Raw genomic sequence first — 14,752 nt, 5'->3', positions numbered from 1 at the left:
AAACATTGCATTTCATCGACAAAAGTGTAGTTTTTCTATGATTTTTGCCGTTCATCTATTCATCGGTTTTTTACCTAATTTTCATACATCATTTTATCTAATTTATTGGTATTAAAACCTATAAATTAGATTATAAAATGTCTTTTTACAAATTTTGTTTTGTAAAGCTATTAATATCCAATTTTTATTGGAAACATTTTAAACACTAACAAACAATTACAGTTAAATAAAGCAATCTTACTTTTCCCTCAAAAATAAGACTTCTTTTGTGGGTTGTTTTATTGTGTTGTAATTTAAATGTTATATGAGGAGAATAATTATTTTAATTATGTTTTTGTTTATGTACATTGGGTTGGCTCAAACCAATGACATAGATAGTCTCTCTATAGAATTAGCTTACCAAACTCAAGACTCTTTAAAAGTAGACACTTCTTTAAAGCTTATAAAAGCTCTTTATAAAAATGAAGATTATGATAGAGCTTTAAAATATATTGTACAAAGTGAAAAGCTCTCTAGTAATATAAATTATAATAAAGGAATTGCAGAAATAACTTTTTACAAAGCCTTAATTTATGCTAAAAAAGACGATTACATTAACGCTTTAAGTGGCTATAACAGAGCTAAAAAATTATTTAACACTTTACAAGATACGTTAGGAATAGCAAAAGTTAACAATAGTATTGGGCTTATTGAAATTAAACGTGGTAATTATGCAAAAGGCCTACAATATTCTTTAGCTGCTATTAACGAATTAGAAAAACGAAATTTAAGAGAAGATTTAAAACTAGCATATAGTAATTTGGCTGAAGCTTATAATAATGTTGAAGCTTATGACAAAGCTATTGAATTTTATGAGAAAGCCTTGCTACTTCAAGAACAGCTTAATGATTCTATTGGTATAAATATTTCTAATAGTAATTTGGCAGAATTATATTCTCTTAAAAAAGAACATAGAAAAGCTATTGAGTTTTATGAAAAAGTTTTAGCTAACAATAAAAATGATTCTGTTAGAGGTAAAATTTATCCAAAATTAGGTGAAGAATATTTAATGTTTAATGACTATGCCAATGCTACAAAATATTTAATACGAGGTTATAACATTACTAAACGTAAAAATGATAAGCCAAATTTATTAATAGCATTAAACAATTTAGGTAATTTAAACATTCAACAAAACAGACTAAAAGTTGCAGAACAACAACTATTAGAAGCTGGAACCATTGCAAAAGAACTTGATAATAAACCAGAATTACTGAAACACTACAAGTTTATGAAGTCTCTAGATTCTATTAAAAAGGATTTTGCTAAGGCTTTTGTTTGGCAACGAGAATATTATGATTTAAAGAATAAAATTGATAGAGAAAAAGCTAAAATTAGTACATCTAGTAAAAATATAAACCTAAATCTAGACCCCAACTTTGACAAACCTGAAGAACTAAACACCCCCACAGAAACAACAAAAAATAGCAAAATTGTATTTAGTGAAACTCATAAAAACACAGATAAGTTTAAGCTAATTTTATATGGGTTAATAGCTGCTCTTGCTATTGTTTCTACTTTTTTAATTTTAATTTATTTAAAGCGTAATAGTAATATTAAGTACACCCAAGAGTTAGAAGAAAAGAATATAAAAATTGAACTTCAAAATCAGGCTTTTCAAGAACAAACCAAACACCTTGAAAACATAAACAATGTAAAGGACAAATTATTCTCAATTGTATCTCATGATCTTAAAGATTCACTTTCTTCTATTAATGGTTTTATAGAGTTGTTAAGAGATGGTTCTTTATCTAGAGAAGAGTTTGATAACTTAATACCTGAGTTAAGCGAAAATGCAAATAATGCATCTTTATTACTTTTTAATTTGCTTAACTGGTCTAAATCTCAAATGCAATCATTAGAGCCAAAACCAAGTTTGTTTGATGTACAAGAAGTTTTTGAAGATAAATTAAAACTTATTGAACAAAGATTAGAAAGTAAAGGAATTAATTTAGTAGATCATTCATTAAGAGATTTTGCTTATGCAGACCGCAGTATGTTTGAAATTGTAATTCAAAATCTTTTAGCCAATGCTATAAAATTCTCTAAAAAAGGTGACACCATTACTATCTCTAACCATATTAGTAATGGTAGTTGTATTGTTAGTATTGCAGATACTGGTATTGGTATTTCTAAAGAAAATTTAGAGAAACTTTTCAAAAATAACACCTTTACTACCCCAGGTACTAATAATGAAAAGGGTACTGGTTTAGGACTTTCAATTTGTAAAGAATTGGTAGAACTCAACCATGGTAAAATTTGGGTTGAAAGTACTTTAAATGTAGGCACAACTTTCTACGTGCAATTACCTAAATCAAGACCCGAAGATGCATAAGTATTAGCTAATTTCTTAAAGAACTTTTTGGTTTTATTTACTAGCTTAAATTCTGCTTAGGCAAAAACACCTCTGCCATCATACATCTAGCACTACCACCACCACAAGTTTCAATAGTATTTAAAGAACTTGAAATAATTGGACAATGTTTTTCTATTTGTGATATTTGATGAGGCGTTAAGCAATTATAAGCAGCTTGACTCATTACTAAGTACAACTCATTATTTGTTCCTTGTACCTGCAACATATTTCCAGCAAAACTATTTACTTGATTTTCTGTTATTGCTATAATATCTTTATTGGTTTCTTTTAAATGCTTTACCACATTTTTTCGTTCTTTTTTATCATCAATAGCATCTAAACAAATTACTGCAAAGGTTTCTGCTATACACATCATAACATTGGTATGATAAATTGCTTTTCGCTCTCTATTTACCGTTTGATTTGCTGTAAATACAATGGGGGTATATTCAAAATCTTCACAGAATTCAATAAATAAATCTTCATCTGCTCTTGGAGACAATGCACAATAAGCTTTTCTATTTACTCTATCTAAAATAACACTTCCAGTTCCTTCAAGAAAGATATCTTCTTCTTCGGCAGACGTGTAATCTACTACATGCTCTATTAAAAAACCATTATCTTCTAAAACATTTAAAATATCTTCTCTACGTTCAAGCCTTCTATTTTCTGCAAACATAGGGTATATAGCAACCGTACCATCTTCATGAAAAGAAATCCAATTATTTGGAAATATAGAATCTGGTGTATCAAAATCATCAGTATCTGAAACTACTACAACATTTACACCAAAAGATTTAAGTTTTTCAACATAAGCATCAAATTCTTGTTGCGCTTTTTTATTTACTGAAGCCGACAGTACATTATCAACATTTTTTTGATAATAATTATTTACAGCCGTTTGCTCATTCATCCTAAAACTAACCGGACGAATCATTAAAATAGTATTAGTTGTTTGTTTCATTTTAATCTCTAATTAAGGGCAATGTGGTACAACGTAAGAGTCCTTCTTGTTTTCCTATTTCATGATAAGGTACTTCTTCAACAGTAAACCCTTGTTTACGCAACCAATTATTTAACCGAGTAAAGTTTTTTTCTGAAATAACAACATCTTCTGAAATTGAAAATATATTGCTATACATTTGGTACATTTCATCTTTGGTAATTTCAAATATATTTTCTTTTCCAAAGAAATTAACAAGCCATTTGTATTCACTTTCAATTAAAAACCCGTTTTTGTGAATGATAGCTTTATCTTTCCCTATTGGCTGGAAACAGCAATCTAAGTGCAATGCATTTTCTTTAGGATCTGTATTAGATTTTCTTAATTCAAAAGCTTTTATTTTTTTATTTGGAAACAAATCTTTAATAGCATGTACAGCTTGTATGTTTGTTCTTGCTGTAATGGTATCTGAATAGTCTGCTCCTGTATAAGTACCTATAAAAATGTAGTCATTCCATGGCATAACATCACCTCCCTCAACATGGCACTCATCTGGTAAAATAATTCTATTTTTATCTTCTATTTTATTCCAAACATATCTTATAGCTTCAATCTCTCTATCTCTATCAGGTAAAATATTGGCTTTAATAATTTTATCTTCAACAACAAAAGCAATGTCTCTAGAGAAAATTTGATTGCAATTTTTTAATACATCTGGTCTATAAACTGTAACACCATATTTTTTTAGAACTTCTGCAACAGCTTCCATTTCTAAAATCATATCTGCTTCTTTAGGGTAAGTACCCGCTAATACATGCTGAATACTTTTAGGGTCATAGCAATCTTCTACTTTAGGTGTTGGTCCGCAGCTTTGTGCTGTTCCTAAAACAACTGCTCTTAACCTTGAGGTCTCATTTTGAATATTTAACTTCATATAAAAGCTAATTTAAAAATCCAAATCTAAGCATAAAAAACAATTCTTTGAATTATTCTTAAAAAAAAACCTAAAAAAAAGAAAAGCTTTATGAAAAATCATAAAGCTTAACAATTATTTAAAAATAATTAAATATTATCTCTTTTCTATTGGCACAAAACTTCTTTCAGTTTCACCAATATAAAGTTGTCTTGGTCTTCCAATTGGTTCTTTACGTAAACGCATTTCTCTCCATTGAGCAATCCATCCTGGTAAACGCCCTAATGCAAACATTACAGTAAACATTTCTACAGGAATCCCCATAGCTCTGTATATAATTCCAGAATAGAAGTCTACATTTGGATATAATTTTCTATCTACAAAATACTGATCTTCTAAAGCTTCTTTTTCTAATCCTTTAGCTACTTCTAAAATAGGATCTACTACCCCTAAATCGGCTAAAACCTCATCTGCTGCTTTTTTAATGATTCTAGCTCTTGGGTCGAAATTTTTATATACTCTATGACCAAATCCCATTAAACGGAATGGATCATTTTTATCTTTTGCTTTAGCCATGTATTTTGCTGTATCTCCGCCATCTGCTTTTATAGCTTCTAGCATTTCAAGTACTGCTTGGTTAGCTCCACCGTGAAGTGGCCCCCAAAGAGCAGAAATACCTGCTGCTAAAGACACAAATAATCCTGCATGAGAAGAACCTGTTATTCTAACTGTTGATGTAGAACAGTTTTGTTCATGATCTGCATGTAGAATCAATAATTTATCTAAAGCGTCTACATAAATTTTATTATTCTCGTATTTATGGTTTGGTTTTGAAAACATCATTTTTAAGATATTTTCTACATATCCTAAACTATCATCTCCATAATCTAATGGCAAGCCTTGTTTTTTTCGCATTGTCCATGCTACTAATACAGGCATTTTGCCCAAAATTTTCACGATAGCATTATACATATCTTCTTCTGATTCTACGTTTACAGAAGAAGGGTTAAATGCTGTTAAAGCACTAGTTAAAGATGATAAAACCCCCATTGGGTGTGCTGCTTTTGGGAAAGCATTTAAAATTTTGTGCACATCCTCATCTACTATAGAGTTCTTTTTTATGTCATTATGAAATTTCTCAAGCTCATCTTTTGTTGGCAATTCTCCAAAAATTAACAGATAAGCTACTTCTAAAAAGTCTGCTTTTTCAGCTAATTCTTCAATAGAATATCCTCGGTATCTTAAAATTCCTTTTTCACCATCTAAAAACGTAATAGCACTTTCGCAAGACCCTGTGTTTTTATATCCAGAATCTAAAGTTATTATTCCATTAGTAGCTGCTCTAAGGCTTTTAATATCTATTGCAACTTCTTTTTCCGTTCCTTCAACTAAAGGAAATTCATATTTTTTACCACCAATTTCAATGGTTGCAGTATTTGCCATAAGTTTAAGTAATTTATTTTGTTTAAGCGGAATGCTAAAATACAAAAAAAGCCCTTATTTTTAAAAGCTATTTTTCTAAGTTATTAATGAATTTAGGTATATCTAAAATTAATAATAAATAAAAAAGCGATTATTAAACAATAATCGCTTTTTATTGAATATTTTTTAATTATTTTTTAACTAACCTTGAAAGCTTTTTCTTGAGGAAAATAAGCAACATCTCCTAATTCTTCTTCAATACGTAATAATTGATTGTATTTTGCCATACGATCTGAACGTGAAGCTGAACCTGTTTTTATTTGCCCGCAGTTTAAAGCTACTGCTAAATCTGCAATAGTATTATCTTCGGTTTCACCAGAACGGTGAGACATTACTGAAGTATATCCTGCATTTTTAGCCATATTTACAGCTGCAATGGTTTCTGTTAAAGAACCAATTTGGTTTACTTTAATTAATATAGAGTTTGCAATTCCATTTTCAATACCTCTAGATAAACGCTCTACGTTAGTTACATATAAATCATCACCTACTAACTGAACTTTATCTCCTACTTTTTCTGTTAATGATTTCCATCCATCCCAATCGTTTTCATCCATTCCATCTTCAATAGAAATAATTGGGTATTTTTCGCATAACTCTGCTAAATAAGCTGCTTGCTCTTCAGATGTTCTTACCACACCTTTATCTCCTTCAAACAAAGTATAATCATACTTACCGTCTTTATAGAATTCAGCTGAAGCGCAATCTAGAGCTATTTTTACTTCATCTCCAAATTTGTACCCTGCGTTTTCAACTGCTTTACCAATAGTTTCAATAGCGTCTTCAGTTCCATCTAAAGTTGGTGCAAAACCACCTTCATCACCTACTGCTGTACTTAGATTTCTATCGTGTAATACTTTCTTTAAGTGATGGAATATCTCTGTACCCATCTGCATTGCATGAGTAAAGTTTTTGGCTTTTACAGGCATAATCATAAACTCTTGGAATGCAATTGGTGCATCACTATGAGAACCACCATTAATAATATTCATCATTGGAACAGGAAGTGTATTTGCAGACACTCCACCAACATAACGATAAAGAGGCAACCCTAATTCTGCAGCAGCAGCTTTAGCAGCAGCTAAAGACACGCCTAAAATAGCATTTGCTCCTAATTTAGATTTGTTAGGTGTACCGTCTAAATCAATCATTATTTGATCGATTAAATTTTGTTCAAAAACAGAAACACCTAAAAGCTCTTCGGCTATAATAGTGTTTACATTTTCAACAGCTTTTAAAACCCCCTTACCCATGTAAGTATCTCCTCCGTCTCTTAACTCAACTGCTTCGTGTTCTCCAGTTGAAGCGCCAGATGGTACCGCAGCTCTACCTAAAACATTGTTCTCTGTTATAACATCTACCTCTACTGTTGGGTTTCCTCTAGAATCTAGAATTTGTCTAGCATGAATATTTATTATTGAACTCATAATTAGTTTATTTATACTTTAATTTAATACTTCAAATTTACGGTTAAATCTTGTCTTTTTTTAGTTGTTTTTAAAGAATTTATAAAAATAACCTCTATAACGTTTTAGTAAAATATAAGCCTTTAAAAACAAGAATTTTTAAAGGCTTATATTAATTATTTTTGTTTAATATTCTCTATAAATTGATCGAATAGATATGATGAATCATGTGGTCCTGGACTTGCTTCTGGATGATATTGAACCGAAAACACATTTTTGTTTTTCATTGCTAATCCTGCTACTGTATCATCATTTAGGTGAACGTGAGTAACTTCTAATTCAGCATTAGCTTCCGTCTCTTCCCTATTAACAGCAAAACCATGGTTTTGAGATGTGATCTCTCCTTTTCCTGTTTTAAGGTTTTTTACCGGATGATTAATTCCTCTGTGTCCATTATACATTTTGTAAGTAGAAACCCCATTAGCAATTGCTATAACTTGATGCCCTAAACAAATACCAAACAAAGGTAAATCTCTTTTAATAATTTCTTTTGCAATATTTTGGGCATCTACCAATGGTTCTGGATCTCCAGGACCGTTGGATAAAAAGTATCCGTCTGGATTAAAAGCTTCTAAATCTTCAAATTTAGAGTTGTATGGGAACACTTTTATATAACAATCTCTACTAGCTATATTTCTTAAAATATTTTTCTTTATACCTAAATCTAAGGCCGCTACTTTGTAAGTTGCATTTTCGTCTCCATAGTAATAAGGTTCTTTTGTTGATACTTTTGAAGCCAACTCTAAACCTTCCATACTAGGTATTTCTGCTAATTGCTTTTTTAAGCCTTCTACGTTATCTATATCTGTACTAATTACAGCATTCATAGCTCCGTGATCTCTTATATAACTAACTAAAGCTCTAGTATCAACATCTGAAATTGCTAAAAGATTATTTTTATCTAGAAAGTTTTCTAATGAACTATCTGCTGCATCTCTAGAATAATCATAACTAAAGTTTTTAACTATTAACCCCGCTATTTTTATTGAATCTGATTCAACTTCGTCTTCATTGGTTCCATAATTACCAATATGTGCATTTGTAGCCACCATTAATTGCCCAAAATATGATGGGTCTGTAAAAATTTCTTGGTAGCCAGTCATTCCTGTGTTAAAACACACCTCTCCAAAGGCGGTTCCTTGTTTATTCCCTACTGCTTTACCGTAAAAAATAGTACCATCTGCTAAAAGAATGATGGCGTCTTGCTTTTTTTGATATTTCATGTTTTCAATAAAAAAGTTTCGCAAAATTGCATAAAAAAAAGGATAAACTAAAATAATTTACCCTTTCCTTTTTATCTTTTAATAGAATAATAGTAAGTTAGTATTCTATTAACATCAGCTATCTGAGTATATTTCAACCTTTGTTTTTTAACAAATCTTTTGACTTCTCCTAGATAAGGACTTTCAATTAATTTCAAAACAACAGTTTTTTTTAGTTTTAAATCTGTTATTGTCTCACCTTCATTATGCTTTAAAATAAAATAATCCTTTTCTGGCACATATTGCCTTGGAGTAATATATTCTTTTGTAAGTGGGTCTACACTGCCTCCTTTAACTTTTAACTTATATTTTGATAAGAGAGAATAATTTTTGTTATCATACAATACTTCATAAAAAGAATTTTCTTCTAACTTATTATTTGGATAAGGTTTAAATGTATACTTAGATACAAAATTATTAATTTCAACTTTAGTGATTTTTTTAGGATTAAGAATGAAGATAGAATCGTTTTTTAATCTAAAAACAAATGTGTCTCTTCGTATATTATAATTTACTGAGTCTAAATTAAATATTTTATCTTCATACCATATTTTTGATTTATTTTTCCAACTTTTAAAAAGATAAGGGGTTCCCTCTATATTTCCATTGTTATTAAAATTAGTATGGTATTCTTTGGCTTTCAATCCAGAAAACATACTAACAGATTCTTTAGAACTACCACCTAAACCACTTGTAGATAAGTTAGTTTGGGCTAAACTTCCAATACTAAAAGTAATCAATAAAAAGACAATGTAATGCTTGAACATAATGTGCTTATTTTATATGTAAAAAAAAAGATAAGTATTTTACTTATCTTTTTATATGCTTTATTCTTCCTCTTCGTTAGTATTCTTATTCTCTACGGGCGGAGTAGAAGCTGCAGCTGATTTTCCTCTTCTACTTCTTCTTGTAGATTTCTTCTTAGGCTTATCTGCATTATAGATTTCATTATAATCTACTAGCTCTATCATTGCCATATCAGCGTTATCACCTAATCTGTTTCCTAACTTAATTATTCTTGTGTAACCACCTGGTCTATCGCCAACTTTAACAGCTACTTCTCTGAACAACTCTGTAACAGCTTCTTTTTGTCTTAATTTACTAAATACAAGACGTCTGTTATGTGTTGTATCTTCTTTAGATTTAGTTACTAAAGGCTCTACAAATTGTTTTAAAGCTTTTGCTTTTGCAACAGTTGTATTAATACGCTTGTGCTCTATTAAAGAACAAGCCATATTTGCTAACATTGCTTTTCTGTGAGCTGTTTGTCTACCTAAATGGTTAATTTTTTTTCCGTGTCTCATGACCTTTGTTTTAAACCTCTATCTTGCTACTACACTCATTTGAGGAGCAAATTATAAAGGAGTTGATTATTTAATCTTTATCTAATTTATATTTACTTAAATCCATTCCGAAATTTAAACCTTTAACATTTACAAGCTCTTCAAGCTCTGTTAAAGACTTTTTACCAAAGTTTCTGAATTTCATTAAATCGTTTTTATTGAATGACACTAAATCTCCTAAAGTATCTACTTCTGCTGCTTTTAAACAATTAAGTGCACGTACAGATAAATCCATATCTATTAACTTAGTTTTAAGTAACTGGCGCATATGTAATGATTCTTCATCATATGTTTCAGTTTGTGCAATCTCATCTGCTTCAAGCGTAATTCTCTCATCAGAGAATAACATAAAGTGATGTATTAATGTTTTAGCAGCTTCTGTTAAAGCATCTTGAGGTGTAATAGAACCATCTGTAATGATTTCAAAAACTAATTTTTCATAATCAGTTTTTTGTTCTACACGGTAGTTTTCTATACTATACTTAACATTTTTTATTGGTGTATAAACAGAATCTGTAAAGATAGTTCCTACTGGAGCAGCTGCTTTTTTATTTTCTTCTGCAGGCACATAACCTCTACCCTTTTCTATAGTAATTTCAAAATTAAGGTTTACTTTAGGATCTAGGTTACAGATTACTAGTTCTGTATTTAGCACTTGAAAACCCGAGATAAACTTTTGGAAATCACCTGCTGTTACTCTTTCTTGTCCTGAAATTGAAATGGAAACAGATTCATTATCAATATCATCTATTTGTCTTTTAAAACGAACTTGTTTTAAATTAAGAATAATTTCTGTAACATCTTCAACCACACCCGCAATTGCAGAGAACTCATGGTCTACACCTTCAATTCTTACTGAAGTTATTGCAAAACCTTCTAATGAAGAAAGTAATACTCTTCTTAATGCATTACCAACTGTTAATCCGTAACCAGGTTCTAGTGGTCTGAATTCGAATTTTCCTTCGAAATCAGTAGAATCAATCATGATTACTTTGTCGGGCTTTTGGAAATTAAATACTGCCATAATGTTTTTTCTTCGTTTTAATTGTTATTCAGTTGCGCGGTTTATAAGTTTGAAGAAGAACCTATGAACCCTTTGGCTAAATACCAATATGATTAATTTATTATTTAGAGTATAATTCGACGATGAATTGCTCGTTAATATTTTCTGGAATTTGAATTCTAGCTGGTACAGAAACGTAAGTACCTTCTTTTGTATCATTATTCCAAGTAATCCACTCATAAACATGAGAAGAATTTGCAAGCGAATTTTGAATAACTTCTAAAGATTTTGATTTTTCTCTTACAGCAACTACATCTCCTGCTTTTAATTGGTAAGATGGTATATTTACTAATTTACCATTTACGGTGATGTGTCTATGAGATACTAATTGTCTGGCACCGCTTCTAGATGGGGCAATTCCCATACGGAATACTACATTATCTAATCTAGATTCACATAATTGTAATAATACCTCACCAGTAATTCCTTGTGCAGCTCTTGCTTTTTTAAATAATCCTCTGAATTGACGCTCTAAAATACCATAAGTATATTTAGCTTTTTGCTTTTCTGCTAATTGAATAGCGTATTCAGATTTTTTTCCACGTCTTCTGTTGTTTCCGTGTTGACCTGGAGGATAATTTCTTTTTTCAAAAGATTTATCTTCTCCAAAAATAGCTTCTCCAAATTTACGAGCTATTTTAGTTTTAGGACCAGTATATCTTGCCATTTTAATTTGTTTTAAGAGTGGTTATGAATTAAGGTCTTAATCTTATCCTTCGATAACCATTTATCTCTTGTTGATACTTGTTTTAATTATTTTTTTTCAGTTTGCAAATGTATGCAAAAAATTAACATCATCTGAGTAACAGATGATATTAATTTTATTTGTTTTAAGATTGAATTGTATAAATTATACTCTTCTTCTTTTTGGAGGTCTACATCCGTTATGTGGTAGTGGAGTAACATCAATAATTTCTGTAACTTCAATGCCTGCATTATGTATAGATCTAATAGCAGATTCTCTACCATTTCCAGGACCTTTTACATATACTTTTACTTTTTTCAATCCTGCTTCTTGAGCTACACCTGCAGCATCTTCGGCAGCTAATTGAGCTGCGTAAGGAGTGTTTTTCTTAGATCCTCTAAATCCCATCTTACCAGCTGATGACCATGAGATAACATCGCCCTTTTTGTTGGTAAGAGATATAATAATATTATTGAAAGAAGCTGTAATATGTGCTTCGCCAATTGCGTCAATAACAACTTTACGTTTTTTACTACTTGTCTTTGCCATAATAAATTATGCTTTTTTCTTATTAGCAACTGTTTTTCTTCTACCTTTTCTAGTTCTAGAGTTGTTTTTTGTACGTTGACCTCTTAATGGTAAACCAGCTCTGTGACGAATTCCTCTAAAACATCCAATATCCATTAATCTCTTAATGTTTAATTGAGTTTCAGAACGTAATTCACCTTCTATTGTGTAGGCTGCAACAGCCTCACGGATACCACTAATTTGATCATCATTCCAATCTTGAACTTTGATATTTTCATCAACCTTAGCAGTTGCTAAAATTTCTTGTGCTCTACTTTTACCTACTCCGTAGATATATGTTAAAGCAATTACTCCTCTTTTGTGTTTTGGTATATCTACACCTGCAATTCTTGCCATATTGTTTTTAGTTTCTAGTTGTTAGTCTTTAGTTGTTAGAATCCTAAACATTTCTATTTCAAGCAGATTCATCTAACTACTAAAAAACTAATGACTCTTTTCTAATTTAACCTTGTCTTTGTTTAAATCTAGGATTCTTTTTGTTTATAACGTAAAGTCTACCTTTTCTACGCACAATTTTACAATCTGCGCTTCTTTTTTTAACTGATGCTCTTACTTTCATCTTATTAGTATCTATAAGTTATTCGAGCCTTAGTTAAATCGTAAGGACTCATTTCTAATTTTACTTTATCTCCTGGTAATAACTTAATGTAATGCATTCGCATTTTACCAGAAATATGTGCAGTCACAATGTGACCGTTTTCTAATTCAACACGAAACATAGCATTTGATAATGCCTCTATAATGGTTCCGTCTTGTTCTATTGCTGCTTGTTTTGCCATAGTATAATAATTAAGCTATTGCTTTTCTATTTTTACCCGTTTTCATCAAGCCATCATAATGTCTATTCAACAAGTATGAATTTACCTGTTGTGCAGTATCAATTGCAACTCCCACCATAATTAGTAATGATGTACCACCAAAGAATAATGCCCAACCTTGACTTACATCCATAAGCTTAACAATAAATGCTGGGAACACAGCTATAAGTGCTAAGAATATAGAACCTGGTAAAGTTATTTGAGACATTATTTTATCTAAATATTCAGCGGTTTCTGAACCTGGACGAATACCTGGTATAAAACCACCGCTACGTTTTAAATCATCAGCCATTTTATTGGTTGGTACTGTAATTGCTGTATAGAAATAAGTAAACACTATAATCAATAACGCAAACACTAAATTATACCAGAAACCAAAAATATCAGCAAAATTAGTCTGTAACCAAGCACCTGCTGATGTATCTTTTAAGAAAGAAGAACCGCCTATTAAACTAGGTACAAACATAATAGCTTGAGCAAAAATAATTGGCATTACACCAGAAGCATTAAGCTTTAAAGGTATGTATTGTCTTGATCCACCAACGGCAGCTTTTTCATACCCTCCAGATGCTGTTCTTCTTGCGTATTGTACTGCAATTTTTCTAACAGCCATTACTAACATAATAGAAGCAAGAATAATAACAAACCAAATAACTAATTCAAAAAGAATAAGCATTACGTTATTACCTTCCATTCTAGTTGCTGCATTTTGAAGAAACGATTGTGGTAATGTAGCAATAATACCAACCATAATTAATAATGAAATACCATTACCAATACCTTTATCTGTGATTTTTTCTCCTAACCACATAGCAAAAATACATCCTGTAACTAAAATACTTACAGACGAAAAATAGAATAACGGTCCTGTTCCTAATAAAAAGGCACTTTGTGGTACACCTAAACTAGGTAAGCTAGCTAAATATGTTGGTGATTGAAATAAACATATTGCAATAGTTAACCAACGTGTTATTTGCGTAATTTTCTTTTGGCCACTAGCACCTTCCTTTTGCAATTTTTGCAAATAAGGAATAGCAATACCCATTAACTGTACAACAATAGAAGCAGAAATGTATGGCATGATACCTAATGCAAACACAGACGCTCTTGATAAAGCTCCACCAGTAAAGGCACTAAGTAAACCAAGGATTCCCGTTTCAGTATTAGCCCCTAATTCACTTAATTGACCTGCATCTATACCAGGCAATGTAACTTGAGTACCAAAACGATAAACTAATAACAAACCAAGTGTAACTATGATTCTGTTTCTTAGTTCCTCTATTTTCCAAACATTTTTTATTGATTCTATAAATTTCATACTGTAATAGGGTCTTATAATGTTACAGCTTCTCCTCCTGCAGCTTCAATAGCAGCTTTTGCTGAAGCAGTAAACTTATGAGCAGATACTTTTAATTTAGCTTTTAATTCTCCTCTACCTAAAATTTTAACTAGATCATTTTTACCAGCTAATCTGTTAGATAAAATAATATCTAAATCTACAGTATCTTTAATTTTATTATCGTCAACCAATTGTTGTAGCGTATCTAAATTGATACCTTGATATTCAACACGGTTTATATTTTTAAAGCCAAACTTAGGCACACGTCTTTGAAGCGGCATTTGACCACCTTCAAAACCTAATTTTTTAGAATAACCAGAACGAGACTTAGCACCTTTGTGACCACGTGTAGCGGTACCACCTTTTCCAGAACCTTGTCCTCTACCTACTCTTTTTCCTTGACTTTTTACTGAACCTTGTGCAGGTTTTAAATTACTTAAATCCATTTCAGTTTT

16 protein-coding genes are annotated in these 14,752 nt (G+C 30.8%); 1 reads left to right on the top strand and 15 read right to left on the bottom strand.

Annotation, left to right across the window (positions count from 1 at the left end; translation table 11 throughout):
• The first annotated feature begins 304 nt into the window (after positions 1–304).
• Positions 305–2,374, top strand: a complete 2,070-nt coding sequence (locus J1D01_RS09670) for a tetratricopeptide repeat-containing sensor histidine kinase (protein ID WP_421150672.1) — start codon at positions 305–307, stop codon at positions 2,372–2,374.
• A 40-nt stretch (positions 2,375–2,414) separates the two neighbouring features.
• On the opposite strand, the gene ctlX is transcribed toward J1D01_RS09670, so the two are convergent.
• From ctlX to rplO, 15 genes are all read right to left on the bottom strand, one after another.
• On the bottom strand, positions 2,415–3,359 hold the full coding sequence (ctlX, locus tag J1D01_RS09665; RefSeq protein WP_421150671.1) for a citrulline utilization hydrolase CtlX: 945 nt from the start codon (positions 3,357–3,359) through the stop codon (positions 2,415–2,417).
• 1 nt (position 3,360) lies between these two features.
• The gene (locus tag J1D01_RS09660) at positions 3,361–4,272 is read right to left on the bottom strand and encodes a dimethylarginine dimethylaminohydrolase family protein (RefSeq protein ID WP_421150670.1); all 912 of its coding nucleotides are present in this window, start codon (positions 4,270–4,272) and stop codon (positions 3,361–3,363) included.
• A 135-nt stretch (positions 4,273–4,407) separates the two neighbouring features.
• Positions 4,408–5,694 (bottom strand): citrate synthase, encoded by a 1,287-nt coding sequence (locus tag J1D01_RS09655; RefSeq protein WP_421150669.1) that lies wholly within the window; start codon positions 5,692–5,694, stop codon positions 4,408–4,410.
• Positions 5,695–5,870: 176 nt separating this feature from the next.
• Complete coding sequence (gene eno / locus J1D01_RS09650; protein ID WP_372937253.1) at positions 5,871–7,160, bottom strand: phosphopyruvate hydratase; 1,290 nt, start codon at positions 7,158–7,160, stop codon at positions 5,871–5,873.
• 155 nt (positions 7,161–7,315) lie between these two features.
• Positions 7,316–8,422 carry a glutamine-hydrolyzing carbamoyl-phosphate synthase small subunit gene (gene carA / locus J1D01_RS09645; protein WP_372937252.1) on the bottom strand — a complete coding sequence of 369 codons (1,107 nt, stop codon included), beginning with the start codon at positions 8,420–8,422 and terminating at the stop codon, positions 7,316–7,318.
• 71 nt (positions 8,423–8,493) lie between these two features.
• Positions 8,494–9,228 (bottom strand): hypothetical protein, encoded by a 735-nt coding sequence (locus tag J1D01_RS09640; RefSeq protein WP_421150668.1) that lies wholly within the window; start codon positions 9,226–9,228, stop codon positions 8,494–8,496.
• A 60-nt stretch (positions 9,229–9,288) separates the two neighbouring features.
• Entirely contained in the window at positions 9,289–9,765 is a 477-nt protein-coding gene (gene rplQ / locus J1D01_RS09635; RefSeq protein WP_372937250.1) for a 50S ribosomal protein L17, read from the bottom strand.
• 70 nt (positions 9,766–9,835) lie between these two features.
• Positions 9,836–10,828 (bottom strand): DNA-directed RNA polymerase subunit alpha, encoded by a 993-nt coding sequence (locus J1D01_RS09630; protein ID WP_421150667.1) that lies wholly within the window; start codon positions 10,826–10,828, stop codon positions 9,836–9,838.
• Between the two features lie 100 nt (positions 10,829–10,928).
• Positions 10,929–11,534: a 30S ribosomal protein S4 gene (gene rpsD, locus J1D01_RS09625; protein WP_372938188.1), complete on the bottom strand. Its 606-nt coding sequence runs from the start codon at positions 11,532–11,534 to the stop codon at positions 10,929–10,931.
• Positions 11,535–11,717: 183 nt separating this feature from the next.
• A complete protein-coding gene (gene rpsK / locus J1D01_RS09620; protein WP_372938187.1) occupies positions 11,718–12,101 on the bottom strand; it encodes a 30S ribosomal protein S11 in 384 nt (127 codons plus the stop codon).
• 6 nt (positions 12,102–12,107) lie between these two features.
• Positions 12,108–12,476: a 30S ribosomal protein S13 gene (gene rpsM, locus J1D01_RS09615; RefSeq protein WP_372938186.1), complete on the bottom strand. Its 369-nt coding sequence runs from the start codon at positions 12,474–12,476 to the stop codon at positions 12,108–12,110.
• Positions 12,477–12,582: 106 nt separating this feature from the next.
• Positions 12,583–12,699 carry a type B 50S ribosomal protein L36 gene (gene ykgO, locus J1D01_RS09610; RefSeq protein ID WP_013305171.1) on the bottom strand — a complete coding sequence of 39 codons (117 nt, stop codon included), beginning with the start codon at positions 12,697–12,699 and terminating at the stop codon, positions 12,583–12,585.
• Between the two features lie 4 nt (positions 12,700–12,703).
• The gene (gene infA / locus J1D01_RS09605) at positions 12,704–12,919 is read right to left on the bottom strand and encodes a translation initiation factor IF-1 (protein ID WP_007094967.1); all 216 of its coding nucleotides are present in this window, start codon (positions 12,917–12,919) and stop codon (positions 12,704–12,706) included.
• A gap of 10 nt (positions 12,920–12,929) precedes the next feature.
• Positions 12,930–14,276: a preprotein translocase subunit SecY gene (secY, locus tag J1D01_RS09600; protein ID WP_372938184.1), complete on the bottom strand. Its 1,347-nt coding sequence runs from the start codon at positions 14,274–14,276 to the stop codon at positions 12,930–12,932.
• A 14-nt stretch (positions 14,277–14,290) separates the two neighbouring features.
• Positions 14,291–14,743, bottom strand: a complete 453-nt coding sequence (gene rplO, locus J1D01_RS09595; protein ID WP_372938183.1) for a 50S ribosomal protein L15 — start codon at positions 14,741–14,743, stop codon at positions 14,291–14,293.
• Positions 14,744–14,752 lie beyond the last annotated feature (9 nt).

Source organism: Seonamhaeicola sp. NFXS20 (assembly GCF_049132085.1).
GTDB lineage: Bacteria > Bacteroidota > Bacteroidia > Flavobacteriales > Flavobacteriaceae > Seonamhaeicola.
This window is presented reverse-complemented; position numbering and strand designations above follow the sequence as displayed.

Coding starts and splice junctions, on each gene's coding strand:
- rpsD (WP_372938188.1), bottom strand. CDS start 11,534: ATGGCAAGATATACTGGTCCTAAAACTAAAATAGCTCGTAAATTTGGA.
- J1D01_RS09640 (WP_421150668.1), bottom strand. CDS start 9,228: ATGTTCAAGCATTACATTGTCTTTTTATTGATTACTTTTAGTATTGGA.
- eno (WP_372937253.1), bottom strand. CDS start 7,160: ATGAGTTCAATAATAAATATTCATGCTAGACAAATTCTAGATTCTAGA.
- J1D01_RS09660 (WP_421150670.1), bottom strand. CDS start 4,272: ATGAAGTTAAATATTCAAAATGAGACCTCAAGGTTAAGAGCAGTTGTT.
- rpsK (WP_372938187.1), bottom strand. CDS start 12,101: ATGGCAAAGACAAGTAGTAAAAAACGTAAAGTTGTTATTGACGCAATT.
- infA (WP_007094967.1), bottom strand. CDS start 12,919: ATGGCAAAACAAGCAGCAATAGAACAAGACGGAACCATTATAGAGGCA.
- J1D01_RS09655 (WP_421150669.1), bottom strand. CDS start 5,694: ATGGCAAATACTGCAACCATTGAAATTGGTGGTAAAAAATATGAATTT.
- ctlX (WP_421150671.1), bottom strand. CDS start 3,359: ATGAAACAAACAACTAATACTATTTTAATGATTCGTCCGGTTAGTTTT.
- rpsM (WP_372938186.1), bottom strand. CDS start 12,476: ATGGCAAGAATTGCAGGTGTAGATATACCAAAACACAAAAGAGGAGTA.
- ykgO (WP_013305171.1), bottom strand. CDS start 12,699: ATGAAAGTAAGAGCATCAGTTAAAAAAAGAAGCGCAGATTGTAAAATT.
- secY (WP_372938184.1), bottom strand. CDS start 14,276: ATGAAATTTATAGAATCAATAAAAAATGTTTGGAAAATAGAGGAACTA.
- rplO (WP_372938183.1), bottom strand. CDS start 14,743: ATGGATTTAAGTAATTTAAAACCTGCACAAGGTTCAGTAAAAAGTCAA.
- J1D01_RS09670 (WP_421150672.1), top strand. CDS start 305: ATGAGGAGAATAATTATTTTAATTATGTTTTTGTTTATGTACATTGGG.
- rplQ (WP_372937250.1), bottom strand. CDS start 9,765: ATGAGACACGGAAAAAAAATTAACCATTTAGGTAGACAAACAGCTCAC.
- J1D01_RS09630 (WP_421150667.1), bottom strand. CDS start 10,828: ATGGCAGTATTTAATTTCCAAAAGCCCGACAAAGTAATCATGATTGAT.
- carA (WP_372937252.1), bottom strand. CDS start 8,422: ATGAAATATCAAAAAAAGCAAGACGCCATCATTCTTTTAGCAGATGGT.